Source organism: Natronorubrum texcoconense (assembly GCF_900100335.1).
GTDB classification, from domain to species: Archaea; Halobacteriota; Halobacteria; order Halobacteriales; family Natrialbaceae; genus Natronorubrum; species Natronorubrum texcoconense.
This window is the reverse complement of record NZ_FNFE01000001.1, coordinates 1110516-1137340: the sequence shown is the minus strand read 5'-3', so window position 1 is coordinate 1137340 and position 26825 is coordinate 1110516. Positions and strand designations below refer to the sequence as shown.

Annotated in this window: 23 protein-coding genes and 1 tRNA gene; 16 read left to right on the top strand and 8 right to left on the bottom strand. The window is 64.1% G+C overall.

The genetic code is table 11. From position 1 onward, the window contains the following. The first annotated feature begins 67 nt into the window (after window positions 1–67). Window positions 68–652 (top strand): DUF7110 family protein, encoded by a 585-nt coding sequence (locus BLT08_RS05365; RefSeq protein ID WP_090303716.1) that lies wholly within the window; start codon window positions 68–70, stop codon window positions 650–652. A 305-nt stretch (window positions 653–957) separates the two neighbouring features. Then, complete coding sequence (locus BLT08_RS05360) at window positions 958–2598, top strand: BCCT family transporter (RefSeq protein ID WP_090303715.1); 1641 nt, start codon at window positions 958–960, stop codon at window positions 2596–2598. Window positions 2599–2775: 177 nt separating this feature from the next. Here the strand turns inward: BLT08_RS05360 and BLT08_RS05355 are convergent, their stop codons facing one another. Beyond that, on the bottom strand, window positions 2776–3531 hold the full coding sequence (locus BLT08_RS05355) for a hypothetical protein (protein ID WP_090303714.1): 756 nt from the start codon (window positions 3529–3531) through the stop codon (window positions 2776–2778). A 187-nt stretch (window positions 3532–3718) separates the two neighbouring features. On the opposite strand from BLT08_RS05355, the gene BLT08_RS23340 reads away from it, so the two are divergent. From BLT08_RS23340 to BLT08_RS05330, 5 genes are all read left to right on the top strand, one after another. Further along, on the top strand, window positions 3719–5746 hold the full coding sequence (locus BLT08_RS23340; RefSeq protein WP_090303713.1) for a COG1361 family protein: 2028 nt from the start codon (window positions 3719–3721) through the stop codon (window positions 5744–5746). Between the two features lie 99 nt (window positions 5747–5845). Further along, complete coding sequence (hmgB, locus tag BLT08_RS05345; protein WP_090303712.1) at window positions 5846–7183, top strand: hydroxymethylglutaryl-CoA synthase; 1338 nt, start codon at window positions 5846–5848, stop codon at window positions 7181–7183. 334 nt (window positions 7184–7517) lie between these two features. Beyond that, entirely contained in the window at window positions 7518–8336 is an 819-nt protein-coding gene (locus BLT08_RS05340) for a sulfite exporter TauE/SafE family protein (protein ID WP_090303711.1), read from the top strand. 27 nt (window positions 8337–8363) lie between these two features. Beyond that, on the top strand, window positions 8364–10835 hold the full coding sequence (locus tag BLT08_RS05335) for a heavy metal translocating P-type ATPase (RefSeq protein WP_090303710.1): 2472 nt from the start codon (window positions 8364–8366) through the stop codon (window positions 10833–10835). Window positions 10836–10897: 62 nt separating this feature from the next. Next, a complete protein-coding gene (locus BLT08_RS05330; RefSeq protein WP_090303709.1) occupies window positions 10898–12247 on the top strand; it encodes an AI-2E family transporter in 1350 nt (449 codons plus the stop codon). Window positions 12248–12277: 30 nt separating this feature from the next. Here BLT08_RS05330 and BLT08_RS05325 read toward each other — a convergent pair whose 3' ends face one another. Further along, window positions 12278–13027: a DUF2270 domain-containing protein gene (locus tag BLT08_RS05325; protein ID WP_090303708.1), complete on the bottom strand. Its 750-nt coding sequence runs from the start codon at window positions 13025–13027 to the stop codon at window positions 12278–12280. Window positions 13028–13286: 259 nt separating this feature from the next. Between BLT08_RS05325 and gcvPA the strand changes: the two genes are divergently transcribed. Together gcvPA and gcvPB are read left to right on the top strand one after the other, a co-directional pair. Continuing rightward, the gene (gene gcvPA, locus BLT08_RS05320; protein WP_090303707.1) at window positions 13287–14624 is read left to right on the top strand and encodes an aminomethyl-transferring glycine dehydrogenase subunit GcvPA; all 1338 of its coding nucleotides are present in this window, start codon (window positions 13287–13289) and stop codon (window positions 14622–14624) included. Beyond that, window positions 14621–16159, top strand: a complete 1539-nt coding sequence (gene gcvPB, locus BLT08_RS05315; RefSeq protein ID WP_090303706.1) for an aminomethyl-transferring glycine dehydrogenase subunit GcvPB — start codon at window positions 14621–14623, stop codon at window positions 16157–16159. The genes gcvPA and gcvPB overlap by 4 nt, the downstream gene beginning before the upstream one ends. Window positions 16160–16223: 64 nt before the next feature. On the opposite strand, the gene BLT08_RS05310 is transcribed toward gcvPB, so the two are convergent. Continuing rightward, a complete protein-coding gene (locus tag BLT08_RS05310; RefSeq protein ID WP_090303705.1) occupies window positions 16224–17945 on the bottom strand; it encodes an NAD(+)/NADH kinase in 1722 nt (573 codons plus the stop codon). A gap of 158 nt (window positions 17946–18103) precedes the next feature. Here BLT08_RS05310 and BLT08_RS05305 point away from each other — a divergent pair, with 158 nt between their 5' ends. After that, on the top strand, window positions 18104–18559 hold the full coding sequence (locus BLT08_RS05305) for a CBS domain-containing protein (RefSeq protein WP_090303939.1): 456 nt from the start codon (window positions 18104–18106) through the stop codon (window positions 18557–18559). 23 nt (window positions 18560–18582) lie between these two features. Here BLT08_RS05305 and BLT08_RS22880 read toward each other — a convergent pair whose 3' ends face one another. Both BLT08_RS22880 and BLT08_RS05300 read right to left on the bottom strand, forming a co-directional pair. After that, window positions 18583–18759 carry a DUF7838 family putative zinc beta-ribbon protein gene (locus BLT08_RS22880; protein WP_175529237.1) on the bottom strand — a complete coding sequence of 59 codons (177 nt, stop codon included), beginning with the start codon at window positions 18757–18759 and terminating at the stop codon, window positions 18583–18585. Window positions 18760–18830: 71 nt separating this feature from the next. Continuing rightward, complete coding sequence (locus BLT08_RS05300) at window positions 18831–19826, bottom strand: linear amide C-N hydrolase (RefSeq protein ID WP_090303704.1); 996 nt, start codon at window positions 19824–19826, stop codon at window positions 18831–18833. Between the two features lie 267 nt (window positions 19827–20093). Here BLT08_RS05300 and BLT08_RS05295 point away from each other — a divergent pair, with 267 nt between their 5' ends. The 5 genes from BLT08_RS05295 (at window position 20094) to BLT08_RS05280 (ending at window position 22392) form a co-directional block, all read left to right on the top strand. Continuing rightward, window positions 20094–20627: a cob(I)yrinic acid a,c-diamide adenosyltransferase gene (locus tag BLT08_RS05295; protein ID WP_090303703.1), complete on the top strand. Its 534-nt coding sequence runs from the start codon at window positions 20094–20096 to the stop codon at window positions 20625–20627. A 152-nt stretch (window positions 20628–20779) separates the two neighbouring features. Then, a complete protein-coding gene (locus tag BLT08_RS05290; protein ID WP_090303702.1) occupies window positions 20780–21058 on the top strand; it encodes a DUF7553 family protein in 279 nt (92 codons plus the stop codon). Window positions 21059–21098: 40 nt separating this feature from the next. Next, window positions 21099–21173: transfer RNA gene (locus tag BLT08_RS05285), tRNA-Val, on the top strand. Window positions 21174–21733: 560 nt separating this feature from the next. Next, window positions 21734–21874 carry a hypothetical protein gene (locus BLT08_RS22875; RefSeq protein ID WP_175529236.1) on the top strand — a complete coding sequence of 47 codons (141 nt, stop codon included), beginning with the start codon at window positions 21734–21736 and terminating at the stop codon, window positions 21872–21874. Window positions 21875–21942: 68 nt separating this feature from the next. Further along, window positions 21943–22392 carry a MaoC family dehydratase gene (locus BLT08_RS05280; protein WP_090303701.1) on the top strand — a complete coding sequence of 150 codons (450 nt, stop codon included), beginning with the start codon at window positions 21943–21945 and terminating at the stop codon, window positions 22390–22392. A 13-nt stretch (window positions 22393–22405) separates the two neighbouring features. On the opposite strand, the gene BLT08_RS05275 is transcribed toward BLT08_RS05280, so the two are convergent. The 3 genes from BLT08_RS05275 to BLT08_RS05265 all read right to left on the bottom strand — a co-directional run bounded on the left by BLT08_RS05275 (window position 22406) and on the right by BLT08_RS05265 (window position 25479). Further along, window positions 22406–22813, bottom strand: a complete 408-nt coding sequence (locus BLT08_RS05275; RefSeq protein WP_090303700.1) for a hypothetical protein — start codon at window positions 22811–22813, stop codon at window positions 22406–22408. A gap of 131 nt (window positions 22814–22944) precedes the next feature. Then, window positions 22945–23613 carry a peptide-methionine (S)-S-oxide reductase MsrA gene (gene msrA / locus BLT08_RS05270; RefSeq protein WP_090303699.1) on the bottom strand — a complete coding sequence of 223 codons (669 nt, stop codon included), beginning with the start codon at window positions 23611–23613 and terminating at the stop codon, window positions 22945–22947. Between the two features lie 1089 nt (window positions 23614–24702). After that, entirely contained in the window at window positions 24703–25479 is a 777-nt protein-coding gene (locus tag BLT08_RS05265) for an IclR family transcriptional regulator (protein WP_090303698.1), read from the bottom strand. 148 nt (window positions 25480–25627) lie between these two features. Between BLT08_RS05265 and BLT08_RS05260 the strand changes: the two genes are divergently transcribed. Further along, window positions 25628–26824, top strand: a complete 1197-nt coding sequence (locus BLT08_RS05260) for an acyl-CoA dehydrogenase family protein (RefSeq protein WP_090303697.1) — start codon at window positions 25628–25630, stop codon at window positions 26822–26824. Window position 26825 lies beyond the last annotated feature (1 nt).

Below are 26825 nucleotides of genomic sequence, written 5' to 3'. Positions count from 1 at the left end.
ATAGCAGGTCATATAAGTCACGCACCCGTACTAGCCACCAGCGACTATCGCCGCAGACCATCCCACTATGTCAACAGAGGAATCCAGACACGTATATCGGCTGCACTCGACCCTCGAACTGCCCCTCGAAGAGCTTCGCGAACACATCGACGAGGCCACGTACCCGGATGGCGTCGCCGACGTGGAGATAACGCGGCGAAACAACACGCTCATTCTCAAGGCCGTCGCCGAGGACGAGTCCGTCAGCAAGTACACGCCGACGGCCCAGTTGAAAGCCAGCGTCACCGAAAACCGGGTCTACGAGGAGGATCCGGACGAACGCCGGCAGAAGTCCTTTAGCTGGGACGAGGAAGAAGAAGAAGAGATCGAGTCCGAACTCGTCGAGTTCGCAGCGTTCAAGGGCGACCGCGAGACGGTCCTGCAGAACTCGCTGTTACAGTACCAGATGTTCCTCGTTCTCTGTGGGATCGCCGAGGCCGCCGAGAAGGGAACGCTGACCGCGATTTCGGAGCGCGACGGCGACCTCGAGGCGACCCGAATCGTGGAGGGCGAACCCCGGCCGGCCGACATCGAAGTCGTCGAAGGCCCCGGCGAGAACGCCTCGGGACAGAGCGGCGTCAACTGGCGAGATAACAAGTTCATCAGCGACTAAGTACGACGCGAATTCTGGCGGCAATCCCGAAACTGATCGCTCTTACTGATGAGTTCAGCAGAAACCGATAGCGGACGGCACCGATTGGAACACCGCTCGAGTCCCTCTCAGGTCGGCTGCAACGACCGGCGAGATCCGTCAGTCCTATCTCTCGAGATCTGGACACTTGGGGCCGATTCGCAACACTGATATCTCCTCATCGGTGCAAGCCCAGCACACTTGTCCGTACTCGATGTTCGGATACTCGAGACGCTCGATACTCGACCCGCTCAACACTCACAACGACGCCACACTCCCCCTATTCAATGACTGACTCAGATCGACAACGTCCAGCGGACGGCTTTTTCGAGGAACTCGACACCGTCGTGTTCGGTGTCGGGTTCGCGATCGCAGTGGCAGCGGTGATCGCCTTCGTCGTCGCGCCGGATGCGGCGACGGGGTACATGGACAGCGCGAACCAGGTCATCTGGACCGGGTTCGGCTGGTGGTATCTGATCGTGATGTTCTTCCTCGTCGCGTTCGTCATCTTCCTCATCTTCGGTCCCTGGGGGAACATCAAACTCGGCGAGGAGGACGAGGAGCCGGAGTTCGCCTTCCTCTCGTACTTCGCGATGTTGTACTCGGCCGGGATCGCCGCCGGAATCGTCTTCTGGGGGCCGGCGGAGGCGGTCTCGCATTACGACGACGTTTCGCCGTTTATCGGCGCCGATCCGCAGTCTTCCGAGGCGGCCGTCGGGGCGATTCAGTACACGTTCTTCCACTGGGGCGTCTCGGCGTGGACGGCGTACGTCGTCGTCGCCCTGCCGATCGCCTACTGCGCGTACCGGTACGACGCACCGATGCGGATCTCGACGGTGCTCGCGCCCTGGATCGGCATCGACAACCTCGACGGGCCGCTCGCGAAAGCCGTCGACATCCTGGCGGTGTTCGCGACGATCGGCGGGGTCGCAACGACCCTCGGACTGGTCGGCAGCCAGTTCCTGGTCGGTATCGAGTGGACCACGGGTGTCTCCGTCGGTGATCTGGGGACGGTTCTCATCATCACCGGCATGACCGTCGCGTTCACGGCGTCCGTCGCACTCGGGGTACAGAAGGGAATCCGCCGAATCTCGTACGTCAACCTGTCGCTGTTCGGACTGCTGACTATCGTCACGTTCCTGCTCGGTCCGACCAACTATATCACGGCGATCGGCACCGAAGCGCTCGGCACCTACATCAGCCAGTTCGTCCAGATGAGTTTCTACACCGGCACCGCCCAAACGGGCAACGGCGGCGTCTCGGGCTGGGTCGGCGACTGGACGATCTTCTACTGGGCCTGGTGGTTCTCGTGGACGCCGTTCGTCGGGCTGTTCATCGCCCGAATCTCGCGGGGTCGAACCGTCCGGCAGGTCGCCGCGACGGGGGTGCTCGCGTCGACCGGCATCACGATCCCGTGGTTCGCGACGATGGGCGGGACGGCGATCTACCTCCAGAACGACGGCCAAGCCGACATCCTCTCGGCGATGGCGACGTTCGACGAAGCCGGCGCCGGCTATCCGCTCTTCGAGGCCCTGCCGCTCGGGTGGCTGTTGACCGCGATGTTCCTCCTGCTGGTGCTGCTGTTCCTCATCACGTCCGCGGACTCGTCGACGCTCGCGCTCGGAATGCTCACCACGGGCGGCGCACAGCGACCCTCGACGGTCAACCGCGTCATCTGGGGCTTTCTTATCGGTGCCCTCGCGTCGCTGCTGATCGTCACCGGCGGCGTCGAAGCGCTGCAGGCGGCCGCGATCATCACCGGCGGTCCGTTCTCCGTCATCACGCTGATCGCCGTCGCTTCGATGGCGCTCGCGTTCGGCACCCAGCGATCGTTGTTCCTGCGCGACGAGGACGAAGTCGACGTCCCGAGCTCCGGCGAGATGGCCTCGAGCGACTCCGAACCCACCGCGGACACCGACGATGACTGACTGTCGGGAACGGGAACGGCAAACGAGCGCCGCTCTCCCTCTCGCGCGGTAACCGAACGATCCGTAATCGCCGACTATTTTGCGGACGAACCGACCCCAGCGTGGTAAGCGATAGCTACCGGCATCCGTTTATCGACGCGTTCGCGCGCCTCGACGGGGGCGAATGTGAGACCGAGCTCACTCCGTTGGAGTTCCAGCGATGGCTCGATCGATAGTCGAGCCCTCGTACCGGTGAACGCACGCGCTGAGTTCGCGGTCGAAATCGGTCTCGGCGTCGATTGCGATCCGTACCGTCTCGCCGTCGATCGTGTTGATACTGAGGTGGGTCTCGCGATGACGCTCGAGTCCCGGGCCGCTGAGGTGCGTTCGGTGACGGGCCGCGTAGGCCACCAGTCCGCCCCCGCCGAGCGTCACGAGCAGGTACAGCGGAACGTACACGTTCGGTACGACGAGCGCGACCCCGACGAGCGCGAGGAGCGAGAAGATGCCGGCGCCGACGAACACCGGTGCGTACGCTCGGCCGATAGCAGGCTGCCTGCGGACGTGTTCGACGGCGCCCGCGACGCCGACCGTCGCGGTTGCGAGACCGACCGAAAGGGAACCACCGAACGCGTCGACGGGGACGTTGGCGGCGACGACGAGGGCGAGCGCGGCCAGCCCGACGATCCCACCCAGAAGGGAGAGCAGTCGGTCGTTCTCGTCCCCGGGCCGATACTCAGTTCTGGCTCGCCGTTGGCTTTCGATCGAGCAGATGTAGTCGTAGCCGACGTCGACGAACTCGCCGGTCTTCGAAACGCACAGTATCCGGCGGTCGGTCGCACCGACCGCTGCGGTGCCGCGAACGGCATCCTCGAGCAGCGTCCCGGGCACGAGATTCTGCACCGATTCGCCCTCGACCAGATGCCTCGTGAACCGCTCTTCCGCGGGTCTCATTCGACTGCTGGTAGCCCGAGCCAGCACATAGTAAGCCACTCCCTTCACCGTCGGACAACCGACCGATGGGTCGACAACACGAGTGCCGTCGTCGGGACGAGCGGATACCGTCAGCCGCGACAGGTTCACACGCCGCGCGGCCCGTGGCGGCCAGTACACGTTTACACTGTGGAGATCATTCACGGGTATGATACGTCGGGGAGACGACCGAGCAGTCACCGTCCAGATCGGGGCGATACTGCTGCTCGCGATCGTCTTCTCCGCGCTCGCGCTCTACCAGGTCAACGCCGTTCCGGAACAGAACCGAGGGGTCGAGTTCGACCACAGCGAGCGGATCGAAGGGGATCTCCTCGAGTTGCGCGATTCGATCCTGACCACCGGCACGACTGGTGCCACACGGGGCGTCTCGGTCGAGCTCGGGACGCAGTACGAGTCGCGGGTCGCCGCCGTTAATCCGCCACATCCGACGGGAACGTTGCGAACGATCGAGCCGGAATCGAACGTGACGATCGAGTATCCGAATTCGGCGGCGGACGATACGTTCGAGACGCGCCAGTTGGTGTACGAACCCGGCTACCACGAGTACCAGAACGCGCCGCGCACGGTCGTCGAACACTCCACGGTCTACAACGAGTTCGACGACGCGGCGGTCACCGTCGGCGAGCAACAGCTGATCGGCAGCGATCGCATCACGCTCTTGCTCCTCGACGGCGAACTCCACGAACAGACGTCCGGAACAGCGTCTGTGAGCGTCGAGTCCCTCAATTCGGCGCGTACGAAAACGCTCGATCCCGGAACGAAACTCACGCTCCCGACCGAGCTGATCGACCGCTGGGAGTCCGAGATCGACCAAGCCGACGGCGTGCGCCACGTCGACAGCCAGCCCGACGACAATACGGTCACGGTCGAACTCGAAGCGGAGTTCGAACTCGAGATCGCCCGCGTCGGGGTCGGTTCCGGCGGCAGCTCGGACGGCGGATTCAGTATCGGAAGCGACCGTTCCTCCGACGACGGTGACCGAACGGCCGGCCAGTACGACGTTTCCTTCGATGGTCCCAGTAGCGGTGCGACCACCTGTGATGACGGAGCGGGCTGTGACTATCACCTCAGCACCGGCTCCACCGCGAGCTTCGAGGCGGTCGCGGACGTGGAAGCGGCATCGTTCGACTTCGCGTACGATAGCGCCGGTGACGTAACGATCGAGTCGTTCGACGAGGACCGGGACGCGGGCACGGTCCAACTCGAGGCGACGGGTGACGGGACGTTCGAGTTGTTCGTCTCGAGCGGCGGGAGCGGCGATTCGATCACGGTCGACGTCAGGCAGGGCGTCGTCGTTCGGTCGGTCGAGCCCCGGGATCCCGTCGAATCCGGCACCGACCTCGACGTCGAGGTTACCGTCGAGAACCTGCACGAAGACGACCGAACGCAGAACGTCTCCCTGCTGGTCGATGGCGACCGAAACGGTGCGTTCGACGAGGTCGACAGCGGCGAGGTGACGATCGGGAGCGGCGAGATGGAGACGGTCACCCTGACCTACCGGACGGAAGACGACGACTCGCCCGAAATCGACGTGCGCGGCACGACCGACGAGGATGCAGACGGTATCGTCAGCACCGCAGACGTGTACGAACTCGGCGACTGGCTCGACGTCCAAATCGTCGGCACGAACGCCCCGGTGACCGAAGGCGAGACGCTCGAGGTGACCGCGGACGTCAGACAGACCATCGGGGCCGACGTTCTGCTCGAGATAGACGCTGAAGAGGTCGACCGAACGTCGGTCGACGAGGACGGCGAAGTGACGCTCACCTGGGACACCGACAGCGGCGACGCGGGAGAACGGACGATTACCGTAATCGCCGACGGGTGGGGCGAAGAGTCCGACGAGGCGACCGTCACCGTCGATGCCGAACCGGAGACGCTCAGCGTCGACGAACTAGCAGTCGACGACCGGAGCGGAAATCAGGTCGAACTCGACGTCGATTGGACGGTCAGCGACACCGACGGCGCGCTCGAGACGGTAACGGTCTTGCTCGAAAATGAAGCCGGCGACGAGGTCGACAGCGAACGGGTCGACGTTTCCGGGACGACCGCGAGCGGGGAGACCGAACTCAGGGAAACTGGAAACCCCGACGCACAGACGTACACGGTCACCGTCACCGTCTCGAACGGCGAGAGCGAGGGTACTCGAACGACGACGGTCGAGTACGCTGGCTAATCGGTCCTGCAGAAGGGGTCGCGGACTGCGGCGGTAAGTTCGACACACGTCGAAATGTCGAACGACAATATCTTGTATCTCGGTCCGCATTGTCGATGCATGACTGCAGTCGGTATCGACGCCATCGAAATCTGGACCGGGAATCTCAAACTCGACTTACCCGGGACCTTCGCGCCCGAGAAGGGCGAGGACCCCGAAAAGTACACGAAAGGACTCGGTCTCAACGCCAGTTCGTTCCCCGACAGCTACGAAGACATCGTCACGATGGGGGCAAACGCCGCCCACCGGCTGATGGAACGCAAGGGCCTCGAGCCCGACGATATCGGCCGCATCGACGTCGCGACCGAGAGCGCGTTCGACAACTCGAAACCGGTTTCGACGTACGTCGCTGGCTGTCTCGAGCAGGTCTACGGCGAGGACTTCCACCACGCGAACAAGGGCGAACGGAAGTTCGCCTGTATCGCCGGAACGCAGAGCTTAGACGACGCGTTCAACTGGATCCAGGCCGGCCGAAATCGCGGTCGCTCGGCGCTGGTCATCGCCACCGACACGGCGCTGTACGCCCGCGGTGACGCCGGCGAGGCGACCCAGGGTGCCGGTGCCGTCGCGATGCTCATCAGCGAGGATCCGAGCCTCGTCGAACTCTCGACCGAACAGGGCTACGGCTCGGCCGACGAGACGGACTTCCTCAAACCCAACCAGCAGTTCCCGTCCGTCGACGGCAAACGCTCCGTGCAGGTGTACCTCGCCCGCATGCGCGAGGCACTCGAAGACTTCGAGAGCGTCGCCGGCGAAACCCATCCCGATCAGTTCGCCTACATCCCGTTCCACACCCCGTTCCCGGGGATGGTCCGTAAGGCCGGGATGCTGGTCTACCGGCACATGATCCGCGACACCAGCATCGAGGACGAACTGGCCGAGGAGATCGGTCGCCAGCCCCGCGCCGAAGCGTTCGACGACGACGAAGCGTTCCACGACGCGCTGCGGGAGTACATGGACGCGCTCAAGGACACCGAGACCTACCAGGAGTGGTACGAGGCGACGATCGATCCGACCCTCACGCTCTCCCGGGAGGTCGGCAACTGGTACACCGGCTCGGTCCACGTCGCCCGCGTGAGCGCGCTGAAACACGGCCTCGAGAACGACCTCGACCTCGCGGGGAGTAAACTCCTCGTCGGCTCCTACGGCTCCGGCGCGCAGGCCGAGGGCCACGCGGAGACGATCCAGGACGGCTGGAAGGACGAAATCGAGGCGCTGAACGTCGACGAACAGCTCGAGAACCGGTACGACATGAGCTGGGACGACTACGAGGAGATCCACGACGTCCACAACCACGACATGGACGTCGACGTCGAGGAGTTCACCGCGCCCGAGTCCGAGTTCGTCTTCGACGGCTGGGGGCGAATGGGCGAACGGAAGTACCGATACGTCGAGTAGCTTAGTGAGCGGGGTTGTTTTTATGAGGATTTAGAGAGGGCGAGCGTGTTGTTGCCGCTGGCGGCGATGATTCCCACATCCTCCCCAGCCGATTCGCGTACTCCCTCCGGTCGTTCGCTCATCCCTCGCACGTTTTCGTCGGCCGACCTCACACTCGTTCGGTCGGCCGACAGCGTGCGCCACTGTACGCGGTTTGGTTAGTCTGAATGATAACGACTTCAGCGATACTGATAGACATACCCTGAGGTACGATCATCGAAACCCGTTCCTCGAGCGAAACGCACTACACCGTTGGCTGACTAGGTCGACCAACGACCACCTCGAGAGTGAAGCTATGGACCCGTTCACGTTCCTCGGCGTCGACGTCGCGCTGTTCCTGCTCATCGGGCTACTCGCGGGTGCCCACTGTATCGGAATGTGCGGCCCGCTCGTGACCGTCTACGCGAGTCGGATGGACGGCGCCGCGACCGACGGGGGGACGACCGCGACCGCCTCGAGCGCCGGGCGTGCGGGTCACCTCTCGATGTACGAAGTGCGCCAGCACGCGCTGTTCAACCTCGGCCGGACGGCGAGCTACACCCTCCTCGGGGCCGCCTTCGGCGCCCTCGGCGGTCTGCTGTTCGTCACGACCGCCGAGTTGACGCCGGCCGTCGACGTCGCCCGCGGTGCGGTCGGGCTTCTCGTCGGCGCGTTCGTCATCGTAACGGGCGTCTACTACGCGCTGGGGCGGACGACCGGCGGGATCTCCTTTCCCGGTCTCGAGCGACTCACCGGCTGGCTCGCCGGACGCGTCGACCGACTCGCGAACGGCCCCGGCATCGTCGGCCTCGGCGCGGTGCACGGACTGCTCCCCTGTCCGATCCTCTACCCGGCGTTCCTCTACGCGTTCGCGACCGGCTCGCCGATCAGCGGCGCGCTCGCGCTCGCGGCGCTCGGAATCGGAACGGTGCCGGCCGTCTTCGCCTACGGGACGATCATCGATTCGGTCGACGTGGCCCACCGCCGCCGGGTCCACCGACTGCTCGGCGTCGCGTTCGTCGCGCTGGGCTACGTCCTCTTCGCCCACGGGCTGATGAGCCTGGGAATCCACGTTCCACACCCCGAACTGCCGTTCTACGACGGCCTCGGAGCCGGTAGCCACGAATCCCACTGACGACACTCACGGAACTCACGATCATCCATGTCGAATCAATCCACCTGTACGCTGTGTGAACTCCCCGTCGAAGAGAGCGGCGTGACCGCCGGCGGCGAGGCGTTCTGCTGTGCGGGCTGTCGCGAGGTGTACGACGCCCTCGGCGATATCGACGCGGTCGAGGCCGACGACGTCCGCGACGCGCGAACCGACTCGAGCGAGGACGACTCCGAGGACCGAGTCGTCCCCGATGGCTACGAGACGACGTTCCTCGAGGTCGACGGCATGTACTGTGCGACCTGCGAGGCGTTCATCGAGTCGGTCGCGGGCGAAGCCGACGGCGTGAGTTCGGTCAGTTCCAGTTACGTCACCGACACAGTCCGGATCGACCACGACCCCGCGGTCGCCTCCGTCGAGGAGCTGAAAACCGAAATCAGCCAACTCGGCTACAGCGCGTACGACCGCGAGGACTCGATCAGCCGCCGGCGGGCCGACAACTGGGCCACGGGACGGATCGCGGTCGGCGTGCTCATGGGGATGGCGGTGATGATGCAGTACCTGCTCATCATCTACCCGACGTACTTCGGCGGGCTGTTCTACGACGAACGGACGACGGAGTTCTTCACGCAGGCGCTCGCAAGCGATCTCGCGACGCCGTTTTACCTCATGATCGCCGCGCTCACGACGATCGTTCTCGGCGTAACGGGGAAGCCGATCCTCCAAGGGGCTTACGTTGCCGTGAAGACGCGCTCGCCGAACATGGACCTGCTCGTCTCGATCGCAGCCGTCAGCGCCTACCTCTACAGCACGCTCTCGATCGTCGTCGGCGGCCCGCACATCTACTACGACGTGACGGTCGCGATCATCGTCATCGTCTCCGTCGGCGGCTACTACGAGTCCGAGATCAAGCGGAAGGCGACCGAACGCCTCTCGGACCTGACGGCCGTCCAGGTCGACGAAGCCAGGCGACTCCTCGAGACCGGCGAGACGGAGGACGTCGCCGTCGACGACCTCGAGCCGGACGAGCGCGTGGTCGTCCGCGCCGGCGAGCGGATTCCGATCGACGGCACGGTCGTCGACGGCGAGGCCGCAGTCGACGAGGCGGTCGTCACCGGCGAGTCCCTTCCGGTTACCAAAGTCGGCGGCGACGACGTCGTCGGCGGCTCGACGGTCTCCGACGGCTCCCTCACGATTTGCGTCGGCGAAGACGCCACGAGCACCGTCGACCGTATCAGCGAACTCGTCTGGGACCTCCAGAGCGGGACCCACGGCATCCAGAAGCTCGCGGACAAGCTGGCGACGATCTTCGTCCCGCTCGTGCTCGTGCTCGCGACGGTCGTCACGGTCGTCTACCTCATCCTGGGCTCCGGGCTCGCTACCGCCCTCCTCATCGGACTCACCGTCCTGATCGTCTCCTGTCCGTGCGCGCTGGGGCTTGCGACACCGCTGGCCGTCGCCGCGGGGATCCGCGACGCGCTCGAGCGATCGATCGTCGTCTTCGACGACAGCGTCTTCGAGCGGCTTCGCGACGCCGACACCGTCGTCTTCGACAAGACCGGAACGCTGACCACCGGCGATATGACGGTCGTCGACGCCGACTGCGACGACGACCTGCTCGAGCAAGCGGCGACGCTCGAGCGCCAGTCGGCCCACCCGATCGGGAAGGCGATCGCCGCCGAGGGACCGGTCGCCGACGGCGGTGCCGTCGAGTCCGACGCCGTTGCGGTTACCGACCCCGACCCGGACGCGGCCGATGGCGACGATGCTGCGGCCGAACGCGTCGAGTCCTTCGAGAGCCACCGAAACGGCGTCGTCGGCGTCGTCGACGGCGAGGAGATCGTCGTCGGCCACCCGGACCTGTTTCGCGACCGCGGCTGGTCGGTATCCGAGGCGATCGAGCAGCGGATCGCCGAGAGCCGCGAGACCGGTCGCGTTCCGGTCGCCGTCGGTCGAGACGGGGCGGCGGAGGGCGTGATCGTCGTCGGCGACGACCTGCGCGAGGGCTGGGCGGAGACGCTGACGGCGATCGCCGAGACCGGGACCGAGGTCGTCGTCCTCACCGGCGACGATGCGCGCGCAGCGACTCGATTCCGAGAGCACGACGCCGTCGACCGCGTGTTCGCGGGCGTCCCGCCGGAGGGGAAAGCAGAGACCGTCGAACGGCTCAAGCGTAGGGGTCAGACGGTCATGATCGGCGATGGAACCAACGACGCGCCCGCGCTCGCGGCCGCCGACCTCGGCATCGCACTCGGCGGCGGCACCGCGATGGCAGCCGACGCGGCGGACGTCGCCCTCGTCGACGACGATCTGTCGTCAGTCGACACCGTCTTCGACCTCGCTCGAGCCACCGATCGGCGCGTGAAAGGGAACATCGGGTGGGCGTTCTGTTACAACGCCATTGCGATCCCGCTCGCCGTGACGGGACTGCTCAATCCGCTGTTCGCTGCGGTCGCGATGGGGCTGAGCAGCCTGTTGGTCGTCACGAACTCCTCGCGCTCGCTGCTCGACGACGAGGCGTAGTCGGCTACGTCGAGCGAGAATCTTCCAGTGCAGTAATCTGTTAGGTGACCGTATGGTGGACTATGACCGATCGATCCAGCCGACCGGAGTGGCTCTCCGAACGGACCGGATTGACCCTCCTCGCGCTCGTGAGTGCCATCCTCGCGACGCTCATTCTCCTCCCGTATCTGCAGTACATCCTGCTCGGCGTCGTGCTCGCGTACATTCTCATGCCGGCCCAGCGCCGCCTCGAGCGCTCCGTCGGATCGATGACCGCGGCGCTCACGCTCGTCGTCGTCGCGATTCTCGCGATACTGCTGCCGATGCTGTACGTTCTCGCGGTCGCGCTCCGGGAGGCCCTCGAACTGCTTACGGCCGTCCAGGAGGGGTCGCTCGGAATGGCCGACGTCGAGCGTCGACTGGAGGTAATCGGCCAACCCGACGATCTCATCGAACTGTTCGAGACGTATCAGGAGCCGATCGGGACGGCGGCACAGGGGCTCGCGACGAGCGGGATCGAACTCGTCAGCGGACTGCCGGGGCTGCTCATCGGGCTCACCGTGACGGTGTTCGTCCTCTTCGCGCTGTTGCGAGACGGCGACCGACTCGTCGCCTGGATCCGTCACGTCCTCCCGATCGACGACGACATTCAGCGGGAGCTCCTCGCCGATCTGGACCAGCTCATGTGGGCCTCGGTCGTCGGCAACGTTGTCGTCGCGGCGATTCAGGCGGTTGCGCTGGGAATCGGGCTGGCCGTCCTCGGCGTCCCGGCCGTCGTCTTGCTCACGGTCATGACGTTCGTCCTCGCGCTGCTCCCGCTGATCGGCGCGTTCGGCGTCTGGGTTCCGGTCTCGCTCTACCTGCTCGTCGCCGGCGATATCGTCGGCGCGGTCGCGCTCGTCGTCTACGGCTCGATCGTCAGCGCTTCCGACACCTACCTGCGGCCCGCGCTCATCGGTCGGACGAGCGCCCTGAACTCCGCCATCATCGTCGTCGGTATCTTCGGCGGCATCGTCGTCTTCGGCGCGGTCGGACTGTTCGTCGGTCCCGTCGTCCTCGGCGGCGCGAAAGTCACGCTCGACGCCTTCGCTCGAGAACGGGCCGCGGAGACGGACGCGGAACCGGGGCTCGAGGACGACGAGGAGACCGAAGATCCGGCCGTCGACACGGAGGAAGAAACCGGTATTCGGACGGATGCGGACGAAGGTTTGAACGAGAGAGGTGACGGCGCTCGAGAGGTCCCGGCCGACACTGGCGACGGTTCGAGCGTCGAGACCAGTGACGAATCGCCCGACGTGACCAGTGACGAATCGCCCGACGTGACCAGTGACGAATCGACCACGTCGACCGATTCGAGCGGGGGTGCAGGGGTCGATGCCGAGGTTGACCGACCAGTCGAGCGGGACGGCGATTCCACTGATACCGATCGATAACTCGTCCGACTCGAGAGCGCGTCTCTCTCCTCAATCGTTCTTCCAGTCGCCGGACTCTTGCCCGTGGATCTCGCCTTTCGCCCTGCGCTTGGCAGGCCAGAAGGCGAACACGAGTATGCCGACGAAGAAGACGCCGAGCACTGTTGCCACCGCGAGCCCCGGAATGCCGGGGAGTTCGGCCGCTTCGGTCCACTGCTGTTCGGGCGTGAACAGCGTGACCTTGAACACCCACGCGACTCCCGTTACGGCGAACAACAGGCCGTAGACGCGGCGCAGCCGTCGGGAGAGCGCCTCGACGAACGAGACTTTGAACGTCGGACTGCGCAGATCGTCGCCCAACTCTTCGCGCCAGTTCGGATGCTCGACGCCGACGGGATCGATCGCGTTCGCGAACACGTTCTCCTGGACGAATCGGACGCGAGCGCGCCAGTGGTCATAGAACCGGTATCGGCGAACTTCGAAGAACAGGAAGATACAGAGGGTGAAGAGCCCGATCAGGAGGAGGAACGCGGGCATCTCCGGACTCGAGAAGACGAGCGAGAGCAACGCGGCGAGCAGGGCGATCGCCCAGTCCGTCGTGCGGTCGATCCGATCCTGTGCACCGCTCGCCTGACTGACCTCGCCGCGATAAAAGTGCGGGAGGACGCCGAGAAACGAGTCGGGGTCGGTCGCGACCTCGGCGCCGACCTCCTGATCTTCACGCCCGAGCGGCGACTCCCCGCCTCCGGACCCGTCGAACGGCGGCGTTCGATCGTCGTCTCGGCTGCCTGAACTGTCCATGCGGGTGGCCCACGCCGGCGGCGGTCAAAGGTGGGGACGGCGCGTCTGCAGGCACGACGGTGCGACTCGAGCGGGTAGCGGTCCATCGTTGGTCGGTCTCCGCGTGGCGTGATCGATCGCTTTCGGCGACAGGTTCCCGGAGCCGAAGAGGTGCGTTCATTACCCCGTGACCGCTACTGGCTGGTATCATGTCTCGAATCGCACGGGGCGGACCACGCTGGGGACGGGCCGCGACGTTCGACCGGGACCGCTACTAACTATGCACGGATCACACGCCACGGGGAGTCCGTACGCTCCCCACACGGACGCGGAACGCTCGCGGATGCTCGAGGCGGTCGGCGTCGAAACCGAAGCCGACCTCTTCGACATCCCGACGGCCGTCCAGTTCGACGGGAAGTTCGGTATCGACGCACGCTCTGAACGCGAGACGAGACGGCTGGTTCGCTCGATCCTGGGCCGAAACAGCGACCTGACGGAGCTGCTGGGTCGAGGCCACTACGGCTACTACGTGCCGTCGCTGGTCGACCACCTCGCCGACCGCTCGGAGTTTCTCACCTCCTACACGCAGTACCAGCCCGAAGTCTCCCAGGGGTTCCTGCAGGCGCTGTTCGAGTACCAGTCGCTGCTGGTCGAACTGACGGGCCTCGAGATCGCTAACTGCTCGATGTACGACGCCGCGACGGCGCTCGGCGAAGCCGCCACGCTGGCCGAGCGCGTTCGGGACACGAGCGGCCACCGCGTGCTCGTGCCCGACCTCCTTCGCGAGGGGCGACGGTCGACGCTCGAGAACTACGTCGCCGGCACCGATCTGGAGATCGAGGAGTATCCGACCGACGACGGGAACGTCGACCTCGCCGCCCTCGAAGAGCAGGTCAACGAGAAGAGCGTCATGGTCTACGCGGAGAATCCGACCGTTCGCGGAACGATCGAGGAGAGCCTGACGGCGATCGGCGACCTCGCCGCGGCCCACGACGCGCTGTTCGTCCTCGGCTCGGATCCCGTCGCGCTCTCTGTACTCCAGCGGCCGGCGGACGTCGGTGCCGACGTCGTCGTCGGCGATGCAAGCGTACTCGGACTCCCGACGAGCTACGGGATGGGACTCGGGCTGTTCGCGACGAGCGAGGACTACCTCCGACAGGTCCCCGGCCGACTGGTCGGCGTGAGCGAGGACGCGACCGACCGCCGGGCGTACACCCTCACGCTACAGACCCGCGAACAGCACATCCGCCGAGAGCGCGCGACGAGTAACATCTGTACGAATCAGGCGTGGGTCGCGCTCCGAACCGCGATGCACGCGGCGTCCCTAGGCCCGAACGGCATGGTCGACCTCGCCGAGCGCGGCGTCACCCGCGCGTCGGATCTCGCGGCGCGACTCGACGCCCTCGTCGGCGTCAAGGCGCCGGTTCACGACCGACACCACATCCGCGAGTTCGTCGCCCACGTCGACCAGCCCGCGGCCGCGATCGCCGAAGACCTCGAGAAACGCGGCTTCGCGGTCCACGTCGTCGGTGAACACCTGATTCAGGTCTGCGTCGCCGGCGTCACGGACGAACGGATCGATTCGTTCGTCGCGGCGTTCGAGGAGGTGGCCCGATGAGCGAGCGTTCCGACGACGCAAGCGCAGCGCCTCGAGCCGAGGGGGTCCGCTACGATCAGGCCCGGTACGTCGAGAACGGCCAGTACGAGCCGCTGCTCTCGGAGAAGGATCTGACGCGCGTCGAAATCGGTGCCGAGGGTGACGAGACGGACGACGGCGACGGCGGCGACGGCAGCGACTCGCCCCTCCCCGACCACCTCACGCGGGACTCCCTCGAGCTCCCCGAACTCTCCGAGCCCGAACTGGCGCGCCACTACACGCGGCTCTCCCAGATGATCTACGGGATCGACAGCGGCCCCTACCCGCTGGGGTCGTGTACGATGAAGTACAACCCGAAGTTCACCGAGGACGTCGCAGCGCTGCCGAAGGCCGCGGTCCACCCCGACCGCTCGGAACGATCGCTGCAGGGGACCCTCGAGCTACTGTACCGGCTGCAGGACTACCTCGGCCGAATCGGTGGCATGGACGCCGTCACGCTCCAGCCGCCGGCCGGCGCGGCCGGCGAGTTCGTCGGCATCCGCGTCGCCGCGGCCTACCACGAGCACAACGGCGAGGACCACCGCGACGAGGTCATCGTCCCCGAGAGCGCCCACGGAACCAACTTCGCGACCGCCGCGCTGGGCGGCTACGACGTCGTTTCGCTGCCGAGCGACGACGAGGGTCGGGTCGACCTCGAGGCGCTCGAGGCCGCCCTGAGCGAGCAGACGGCGGCGCTCATGCTCACGAATCCGAACACGCTCGGGCTGTTCGAGCGCGACATCGAACGGATCGCCGAGATGGTCCACGACGTGGGCGGCTTGCTCTACTACGACGGGGCGAACCTGAACGCCCTGCTCGGGCGCGCTCGCCCGGGCGATATGGGCTTCGACGTGATGCACTACAACGTCCACAAGACGTTCGCGACGCCCCACGGCGGCGGCGGTCCCGGCGCGGGTCCCGTCGGCGTGGTCGACGAACTGGCACCGTTCCTGCCGGCCCCTCGAGTGCGTGAAGGCGACAAGACGAAGAGCGGCGAGTCGACCTACGAGCTGTTCGACCCGGAACACACGATCGGCCACGTACACGGCTACCAGGGCAACTGGCTCGTTCTCGTCAAGGCGTTCGCCTACATCGCTCGGCTGGGTGATGCCGGTCTCTCGGACGCCAGCGCGAAGGCGGTGCTCAACGCGAACTACCTCGCGAGTCAGCTCGAGTACGACATCCCCTACGAGCCGTTCCACCACGAGTTCGTCGCCAGCGCGGGCGACCAGGACGCCGCCGACGTCGCCAAACGGATGCTCGACTACGGCGTCCACCCGCCGACGACCAAGTGGCCCGAGATCGTCTCCGAGGCGCTGATGACCGAACCCACGGAGGTCGAGAGCAAGGGGACGCTCGACCGGCTCGCCGCCGCCTTCAACGCCGTCGCAGCGGAGGACGACGAGACGCTCGAGGCCGCACCCGGCCGCACCACGGCTCGCCGGATCGACCAGACCAGCGCCGCACGGAATCCGCGGCTGTCGTGGCACGCGATCGGAAACACGGACGACGAGTAACGGCCGTCCGTCGCGTTCAGCCACGCTCGTTTGTCGCTTTCGGCTACACTCGTACGTCTTTCCCTTACTGTGAGCGGGCCGGCAATCCGTCCTCGAGGTGCTCGAGCAGCGCCGGGTGGAGCGAGCCGTTCGAGCCGAGCAGCGGCGTTCGGTCGTCGGTATCGAAGTCGAACTCGTAGGGGTCGCCCGTCTGGTCGGTGAGCGTCGCGCCGGCCTCGCGAGCGATGACGAGTCCGGCCGCGATGTCCCAGGGGTACGTGTCGTGCTCCCAGACGGCGTCCGCGCTGCCGCTGGCGAGGTAACAGAGATTGAGCGCGGCGGAGCCGAGCCGTCTGACGCCGCGCGAGGCCTGATAGAAGTGCGAGAGGAAGGTGCCGTCGGGATCGTAGCCCGAAATCAGCATGCTCTCGTCGAGCTGGTCACGGTCGGTCGTCTCGATCGGATCGCCGTCGCGCCAGGCGCCATTCCCGGCGATTCCGGAGAACAGCTCGTCGGTCTCGGGGACGTAGACGACGCCCATCACCGGCTCGCCGTCCTCGACGAGGGCGACCGAGATCGAGTAGTTGGGGTTGCCGTGAGCGAAGTTTCCGGTGCCGTCGAGCGGGTCGATCACCCACGTGTAGTCGCTGTCAGTGCCTCGCTGGCGCGCTCCCTCCTCCGAAAAGACTGCGTGGTTGGGGAACTCGTTGCGAATAACGGTCGTGATGATCCGATCGGCCTGGTGATCGGCCTCCGTGACGATATCGGATTTGTCGGTTTTGACGTCGATGGATTCCACCTGTCCGTGGAGTTCGCGAAGCGGTTCGCCGGCGGCCTTCGCGGCCTCCGTTGCGACCGTCAGCGCACGTTCGACGGTATCCGTCTCCTCGTCGGCGGTTATCGACTTCTTCGACGCGGCGGACAGCGGCTCGCGACGCTTCGCCGCCGGCACGTCGACATCCCGAACGTCCCAACCGAGTTTCTTCGTGATCGCGGTGAAGAAGTGGTCGTCGTAACTGGTTCGGACGATGTGGGCCAGTTTGTCAGCGCCGGTGGCCGTGATCTCGTCACCTTCGGTGAGGATGGTGTGAGCCCGTCCGCCGTCGACGAGCAGACTCGCCTGTTCCTGCGTGACGATTCGAAGCTCCGTCTCGGGGGAGACCACGATCGGACGGACGCCGAGTTTGTGCGTGTGCAGCGGGACGATCTGGAGCGTATGGTTGTTCACGGGGTAGTGGACCGGCCCGTTAGCCGACAGCGAGATGCCGGTCGAGCCGGTCGGCGTCGAGACGGCCAGGCCCGTCCCCTCGAACTCGCCGACGTACTCGTCGTCCGCGTAGACGTCGAGTCGCGTCACCTTCCGGTCGATCGGGTTCTCCGGGGGCACCTGCTGGACCATGACATCGTTGATCCCTGTTGCGTCCACGCCGGGTGCCTCGACGTGAACCTGCTGGCGGCTGTCGACGGAGGCCCGCCCGCGGAGCGTCTCGTCGAGCGCGTCCTCGAGGTCCTCGGGTTCGACGCGGGCCAGAAACGCGAGCGTTCCCGTGTTGACGCCCAGCTGCGGGATATCCCGCGGACTGAACGTCTTGACGCCCTCCAGAAACGTTCCGTCGCCACCGAGCGTCACGCCCAACGTCGCTCGACTCTCGTCGTAGACGTCGCCGATGTCGTCCCCGACGGCGACGGTCGCCAGCCCGAGTCCCCGTTCCTCGGTCCACTCGGTGAGCGACGCGAGCGCCTCGTCGCTGTCGGGACTGACGATCGCGATGATCTCGTCCGTCGTGGCGAGCCTGCGTCCTTGCATACGTATCCCACGAACTCCTCCCCAGAAGTAATCTTGTATGCGTTCTCGATTGAGGACCCGAGCGATCGATGCGTTCGACGGGGAAGGCCGGTGGCCGATCGTCGAACGGCTCCGTACGCGGCACAACGCTTGTCTCGATCGGCGACGACGGGTCTCGTATGGCTGTGATCGATATCGCACGGCAAACGGTCGTCACCGTCGAACCGGAAACCGCGCTATCCGACGTCGTCCAGACGATGCGGACGAAACGCGTCGGCAGCGTCATCGTCATCGCCGAGGGGGAACCGGTCGGGTTGGTCTCCGACCGCGACCTCGCCCTCGAGGTCCTCGGCGGAGACGGGGCGACGAGCTCGACGCCGGTGGGCGAGATCGTCTCTGGCGACCTGTTGACGGTCGCCGCCGACGCGGGGATCTCCGAGCTCCTCGAGCGAATGTCGCGCAAGGGCGTCCGTCGGGTCCCCGTGGTCGAGGACGGCGACCTGGTCGGCATCGTCTCGTTGAGCGATATCGTCGTGCTCCTTGGGATGGAACTCCAGCAGGTCGCGAACATTATCCGGTCGGTGTCGCCAGCCTACGAGCGACTGCCGCGAAGCGACGGCGATGGACCGTACTAAAACCAGAAGGGAGTTAGTCGTCGTTATGTCGCGCTCGAGTCGACGGCGGTGCCGTTGTCGCCGATCCGTACGAAGCCGTAGTCGCAGTCCGGGCAGTGCCACTTGACCTTCTCGCCGAGGTGGAGCGTGGTGCTCGCCGCACGGTAGAAGGTCCGCTCGTCACCGCAGTTCGGACAGTCGTGGTCGAGTTCCATGGCCATACGCGGGCGTTTGGCGCGGCGCGTGTTTAACGTACCGATCGCTACCGCCGGCGCTCGTCTCTCGATCGAGATTAACTCGAAGGAGCGGGGACGCCGAGAAACTCGAACGGCTCGGTGTCGACGAACTCTCCGGCGACGTCGCCAGCGAAGACGTTCGCTTGGTCCTGACCGAGCGGAAGCGTTCGAACACCGGTGTCGGCGGCGAAGTCGAGTTCGTCGAGATCCAGCCAGAAGACGTTCGGTGAGAGCGCGGATTCGAAGTAGTAGCGTCGGTCTCGGTGATCCGCGACCGTACGCCAGCGCGTCGAGGAGATGTGTGGTTCGTCCGGCGTACTGATACCGTACGGAACGGAGACGTTCCGGATTACGCCAAAGACGCTCGCCGTCGCGATTCGACGGTCCTGGGTTTGTGGTATCGCGTCCACGTAGAAACTCGCCCGGGCGAACCGGTCGGCCGGGCGATTGGTTCCCGGTAACATGACCGTGCCGCCGATCTCCGACCAGTACTCGTCGAGTGCGAGTTGCTGATCGAACGGTGGGGAGTTCGTCATCACCTGGTACTCCCGACCGTGATGGATCGTTAGCTCGCCATCGACGTACTCCAAGATGGCGCTGTCACCCGTGGCGTCCGACAGAGACAGGTGCAAGGTGGCGAACCGGCCTTCGTCGGGGATTTCCTCGGAGACGACGACGAACTCGTCTTCCCGGTGATTCTCGACCGCCTCGGCTACCGACTCGAAGTTGTCCAGGACGTACTGTACCCACATCGAAATCGCCAGTCCAGGTGAGTCGCCGTCCCACTCGGGGTAGTCGGATTCGGTGAGCCACAGAAGGTTCGCGACCAGGCCTGCCTCGTTCATCCCGTCTGTCGACGCAATGTCGTACGCAGAGGCGATGACGCTGCCGTACTCTGCGGACCACTCCACCGAGTTCGGACCGACCGCACCGGTTCGATCCATCCCACGTGGAAACACCCAAATGTTGGTTCCGATCTCGTCGTGCCAGTCCATCGACCGACCGGTAATAACGACGTCGTCGGGTCCCAGATACACTAATCGCGTGCACATCTACGATCGACCTCCGCAATCCCGGGCCACGGGTGCGTTATTTTCAGTCACGGGGGTCTCGTATACCGAGCAGGACCATAAGTTGCGTCCGGTCCAAACTGATACGTTCATAGCTGCGCTACCCGGGGGAATGAGGTCTCCTCGAGAGAACGGCCATTTTCCAGTCGTGTCCCGATATCGTATCGCCTGTCCGTACTGCGAGCGGACCCAATCTGACGACCTACCGATGCGTCAGCAGTTAAGTGGCCGCCGTCCGTCGACTCGCGTATGACGATCTATACCGGTCGCGGCGACGACGGACAGACCGATCTCCGGGATATGACTCGCGTCTCGAAGACCAGTGCGCGCATCGAGGCCTACGGAACCGTCGACGAACTCAACGCCCTGATCGGGACGATCCGACCGACCGGCTACGACGACGTCGACGAGCAGCTACGAACGGTTCAGAACCACCTCCACGTCGTGCAGGCTGACTTCGCGAACCCCGACCCCGACGAGGACGATCCCGCCGTCCGCGCCGATCACGTCGAAACCATCGAGGACTGGATCGACGCGTACGACGAGGAACTCGAGCCGCTGACTTCCTTCATCCTGCCGACGGGCAGCGAACACGGGGCGGCGCTCCACCACGCCAGAACCGTCTGCCGACGCGCCGAGCGTCGGGCTGTCGCCCTCGCGAGCGAGGAGCAGATCAACGAGCAAGCCGTGCAGTACCTGAACCGCCTCTCGGACGGGTTGTTCACCTTCGGTCGCGTCGTCAACAAACGCGACGGCGAGCCGGAAGACTCGCCGCAGTACTAATTCGCTGGCACTCGACCGAACTCGACACCGCCGTCCGTTCGCCCTGGGCTCGAGACAGACTCGCAGGTCGGCGTCGGGATCGGTACCGACCCCATCCTGTTGCCTACGAAAGGGCTATATCGGATGGGGTCCTCCCCTTGGTAGAAGGTCACATGAATAAGCACTTCGACGACAGCCGTTACTACCTCAGCCGCGCCGGCGAACACGCGAAACTCGGTCTCAGTGAAGCCCTCGAGCCCTACGCGACGCGACTCCGCGACCTGGTCGGCCGCGAGTCGGAACCGGAACCCGAACCGAGCCGCCTCGAGGCGGTTCGGGACGGCGTGTCCGATCTGGAGCGCAACGCCGCCGGGCAGGCCCGTGCAGTCGTTGGGAACGCTCGAGCGACGCTCTCACGGTCCGACGCGGCAGACCCAGCTGACGACCGCTGAAAGGAAGTCTTAAGTTAAACGCACGGATACAATCCCGTGCGGGTTGGTGATCTAGTCTGGTTATGATACCTCCTTCACACGGAGGAAGTCGGCAGTTCAAATCTGCCCCAACCCACTAATTTTGCTGCGAGCAATCCGCGAGCAGCAAATTCGTTACGTTAGGCAGATTTGAATCAGGGAGTGGAGCGAAGCGGAACGACCGTGGTTCAAATCTGCCCCAACCTACTCGCTCAGTTCGTCCGTGAGAACGTATTGTCAGCACGGGCGACATAGTTATCGTGACACCAATCCAGTACGACCATATGGATTTGTGTCGCGTATCCGCTCTCAGTAGACTGGAATTTTATGCTGCGATTGCTGTCGGGGGAGCAATCGGTCGCCTTTGTGCGTATCGACTCGGGTTTGAAGCGATCAATCCGTTTCTGACAGCTCTCCTCTGTACTGCTGGTGGAGCGGCCGTAATGGTTGGTGTGCTAATACTCAGTAGAGAGAGTTACTAATCGCATCCGCCCAGTACGCTGTGTACGTCGCAAATCTACTTCGCCCAGTCCTCACGAATCGAGGTAGTGGGACTCGAGCCACAAACAAAAAATCCACGACACCACGAGTCCAACTGAAAGACAGTCCGTCACGTCCCGACAAACGCTTACAGCTCCCTCTGTCATACGAGAACTTATGGCATACGAACTTCGCTGCGACAGCTGTGACCTCGAGCGCGAGTGTGCCGATTGGCCCGACGCGAACCGCGATGCGAGCGACCACGAGCGAGAGTATCCCGATCATTGGGTGAGCATCCACGATCTCCAGGCGGCCTGACGAGCGATCGGCCGTCGCCCGTTCGCCTTTCCATACACTCTTGGTCGCGTGCGCCACAGTTGGGGGAAATGCAGTACTACGAAGACATCGAGATCGGAGACACTCGAGAATTCGGCGAGTACACCGTCACGGCCGACGAAATCGTCGAGTTCGCCGAGCAGTACGACCCGCAGCCGTTCCACACCGACGCCGACGCAGCGGAGGAGTCCGCGTTCGGCGAGCTCGTCGCCTCGGGCTGGCACACCGCCTCGATGTGTATGCGGCTGCTCGTCGACGGCCCGATCGACGACCGCGCGAGCATGGGTGCTCGCGGGGTCGACGAACTGCGCTGGAAACGGCCGGTCAAACCCGGCGACACGCTCACCGTCCGAACAGAGATCCTGGACAAGCGCGTCTCGGAGAGCGACCAAAAGCGGGGGTACGTTGATACCCACGTCGAGGGATACAACCAGGACGGTGACGTCGTGGTCTCCTTTATCGCCTTAGGAATGATCGAGCGACGAGAGCCGGAACAGTAGCCGTCGTTCGCTGCTAGGCCTCGAGTTCCGTCTCGAGGTGTGCCGCGAGAATCGCCGTCTGGACCGTCCGCAGGTCGGTCTCCTGAATCGTTGCCGCGGCCTGAAAACGCTCGCGAAGCTCCGTGACGCGTCGCGGCTTGGCCGCGAGATGGACGAGCGTGAACGAGTCGGGATCGACGGTTTCCGCCGTCTCAAACGCTGCCTCATCGTAGCGCGTCGCGAACGACTCGAGGACGTCCGCGAGCAGGGCGTCGGTCGCGTCGGCACCCGGATCGCCGGCGGGGACGAAATCCGCCGTCTCGTCGAAATAGGTCTCGAGGTCGACGACGCCTGCCTCCTCGTACAGCGACTCGGCGAGCGCGTCGACAGTTGGTTCCGACAGGTAGACGCCGAACAGTTTGTACCGATCGTCGTCGGTCATACCTCCTCCTTCGTGGTCGACGTACAAGTATAGTAGACACTGAAAGTCAATGCACACCCGTTCGTCGGACGGCGTTGCGATCGGCGTGTAAATCGTTTCAGTGTCTACTATAGGGTCACCAAACGCCCGGATCAGAAGCGCCGCTGCAGTTCCGAGCGCTGTGTCGGCTCGAGTTCGACACGCTCAAACAGGGCCGCACGCTGTGACGGCTCGCCGTGTCCAGCCACGAAGCCGTTGAGCCGTGCAACGACCGTCGAGTCGACGAACGCGTCGCCGTAGCGGGTCGCGAGTTCGTCGCCAACGACTGGCGTCGAGCGGAGTTCGTACTTCTGATGGTAGTCTTCGGCGCGGGTGAACGCCTCGAGTCGTTCGAGATCGGTCGCGACCGATCGGCCGGTCCGCTCCTCGAGTACGTCTCGGGACCGCTCGGCAGCCGCCAACTGGTCGTCGTCAGCCGCGAGGACGACGCTCCGATACTGGCGTTTGGGCGCCGTCGATCCCCAGTCGTGGTTCGTCCAGTAGACCTCGAGTAGATCGTCGTAGCCCAGTGTATCAGGATCGTACTCGACCTGCACGACTTCGGTGTGGTCCCCGAGCGAGTGGTAGCTGGGGGTCGGCGACGTCCCACCAGCGTATCCGACACGCGTTCGAACGACGCCCTCTATCGCACCGAAGCGGGCGTCGGGACCCCAGAAGCAGCCCATTCCGAGCGTCGCCGTTCTCGTCTCGTCCGCCGTCGGCGTCCTCGCGTCCTGCTCGCTCGCTGGCGCGGTCGTCGCATCCGCACTCGAGTGATTCATGCCCGTTTTTCGCCGTCCAGACGGATGGCTTCGTCGCCGCCGGAGATCGACACTGCGACGCGCAATCGACCGGCACAGTCGGTTCCGGACTACCGTCTGTATGGACGGATCTCAACGGCCAGCGGCGTTGAAAATGGCGACTCGTTTAAAACTCGTAGTGAGCGATTTCGGCCGACCCACAGGTCGGACACGTGTCCGGTTCGTGGTCGAACTTCGACCCACAGTTGCGACACTCGTACAACTCTCCGTCGTCGCCGATGATCAGTCGAAGTCTTGTGACCACTCCCATCCCATCGATCCGTTTGGCCCAGACGGCCATTAATCGAACTGCCAGCATTGTGCGAAAGGTAACAAGTTCGCAGACCATCCGACCGAAAATACATTCCTCGAAATAAATAATATACTAAACACACATAATTATTTTGAGTTGAGTGATTTTTGTGATAGATGTCTTTCTGATAGTTTAGCACGGAACGAGCGACCTTGTATCGGTGCTCGTGTCGTACGAAGCGAAATGCCAATGACCACTCTAATCGATATCGATGTATAGGGCCATGTATGGCGGATATTTTTGCGCCCTCAAATTGGTCGGTCTCGAGCTCAAAACGGAGCGGAAATAGTCTCTGGTCCACAAACAGTCGATCATAATATACATATTCTGGTAGTAGCTCGAAACACTATTGAGAATGTTATAAAATTATTTGATTTTAATATAATAGTTTAGAATACATATACAGCATCGACTTCCTCAAAATCTTCATTTCCGAGTCGACGAAAACCGCCTACAGGGGCCACTACTACCGCTATATAACTCTAAAAACGGAGCGTTCCCGTGAACAATCGTGATGGCGTTCCACTACGTTCGAGGGACGTTGCCGGTTCCGCGAACGACGACAACTGTCGATCGACGGTTGGGAAAATTACAACCATATGGTTGTAAATTAGACTTCGTTCGGACAGACGGAACGCGGTAATCGAGCACAATCTTCGCTGAGATGTTAAGACACACGGACCTGGCAGTCGATCTCGCCTCTGAGTGCTGTTCAGTCGAGCTGAACGCCGACGATCGAGACAGACTGCGATGCGGGCTCACTCCGAGAACAGGAGGTTGACTTCGATCGTGTTCGCAGCCGAGAGCAGCTGATTGTGCAGTTCCTCGTGTTCCCACTCGTTCTCGAGTCGATGTTGTGGGCCGACGACTGTCAGTGCGCCGTGAACGTCACCGTCGTTGTCGAGTACAGGAGCGCCGACCGCGCTGATACCGGGAAGATACTCCCCCTGATTGTACGCGACACCGTCTTCGCGGACGGCTTCGAGTTCGGCTTCCAGCGTCGCCCAATCCGTAATCGTCTCGTCCGTAAAGGCCGGGAGCCCCCAGGTGTCGACGATTCGATCAACTTTCGACCGATCGAAGTGAGCGAGCATCGCCTTTCCAGCGGCCGAACAGTGGAGGTACGTCGGCGTCCCGACGCTGATACTCGAGGAGACCGATCGCTCTCCGTCGCAGGCCCGAATGACGGTTCCGAGGCCGTTCTGCTCAGTTGAACAGAGGATGCGCTCGCCGGTCCAGTCCGCGAGGTCCTCGATCGGCGTCTCGGACGCAGCGTACAGCGGTTCGGCGTGTTTCACGTGCTCGCCAAAGGAGAGGAATCGAACGCCGAGTCGGTACTCGTCGCCGTCCTGGACCACGTACCCCTTCGAGCGGAGCGTCGTCAGGTGGGCGTGAACCGTACTCTTCGGGAGGCCAGTCCGCTCGGTCAACTGGGTAACGCCCGCGCCCTCGGACTGCCAGAGGGCCTCGAGAATATCGAGCGTCTTGACGACCGATTGCACCCTGTCGCCCTTATCCGTGCCCTGGATTGTCATACCAATAGGTTGCCGCTGGGGTGACATAATTGTTCTGTTCTGTCGAACGCTTGCGTTCGATTGGCGCTCGAGAGAGACCGATTCATCTCCTCCCGGCAGACGTATGCGACACGATAACACTTATGTACCACGTTCTGTCATATAGGCTATGGACTTTAGCGAACCGTCCGAAGCGGTGCAGATCAAGCAGGCACTCGACGACTTCGTCGATCAGGAGGTCAAACCGCTCGAGAACGAGTACGATCAGTTCCTCGGGGCGGACTACGAGAAACACATCGTCGACGAGAATCACCGGCAGGTCCCCGAATACCGCGACATCGTCGAACAGATCCGGCAGAAGTCAGTCGAAGCGGGCTTCTACGGGATGACGATGCCCGAGGAGGCGGGTGGCGGCGACGTCGATATCCTCACGCGGGCGATCGTCGGCGAACACATGTCGAACCGGCCGCCGGGGTTCCACAGCGCCATCTTCGGCGGCGCGGGCGGCCCAACTCCGATCCTGCTGGCCTGTGACGAAGACCAGCGCGAGGAGTACCTTCAACCGCTGATGGACGGCGAGATCACGACCTGTTTCGCGCTCACCGAGCCGGGCCACGGGAGCGACGCCCACTACATGGACACGACCGCCGAGAAGGACGGTGACGAGTGGGTGATCAGCGGTCAGAAGTGCTACATCACGAACGGCCCGTACGCGGACTTCACGATGGTCTTCGCGCGAACGAGCGGTGATGACGGCGATCTCGAGGGGATCACCTGCTTCCTCGTCGACGCGGACAACCCCGGCTTCGAGGTCGGCACGATCCACCGCGCGATGGGGATGACCCCCGGAACGCACTCGGAACTCTACTTCAACGACTGCCGAGTCGGCGAGGATCAGGTGCTCGGCGAAGTTGGCCGCGGGTTCCAGTCGGCGATGTCTTGGATCGGCGGCGGCCGGATCAACATCGCCGCGGGCTCCGTCGGCACCGCCCAGTACTTACTCGATATCTCCGTCGAGTATGCCCGCGACCGGAAAACCTTCGACAAGCCGATCGGGCACAGACAGGGCGTCTCCTTCCAGCTCGCCGAACTGGCGACGGACATCGAGCAGGTTCGCCAGCTCTACCGCTATGCGGCCTGGAAGATGGACAACGGCGAGCGCGCCCGCAAGGAGGAGTCGATGGCGAAGCTCCGCGGCGCCCAACTCGCGAACGACGCGGCCGACATCGCCATGCAGGTCCACGGCGGCGCCGGCTTTATGAAGGAGCTTCCGATCGAACGCAACTACCGCTCCGCGCGGGTGTTCCGCATCTTCGAGGGTACCGACGAGATCCAGAAACGAACGATCGCCCGCGAGCTAATCTGAG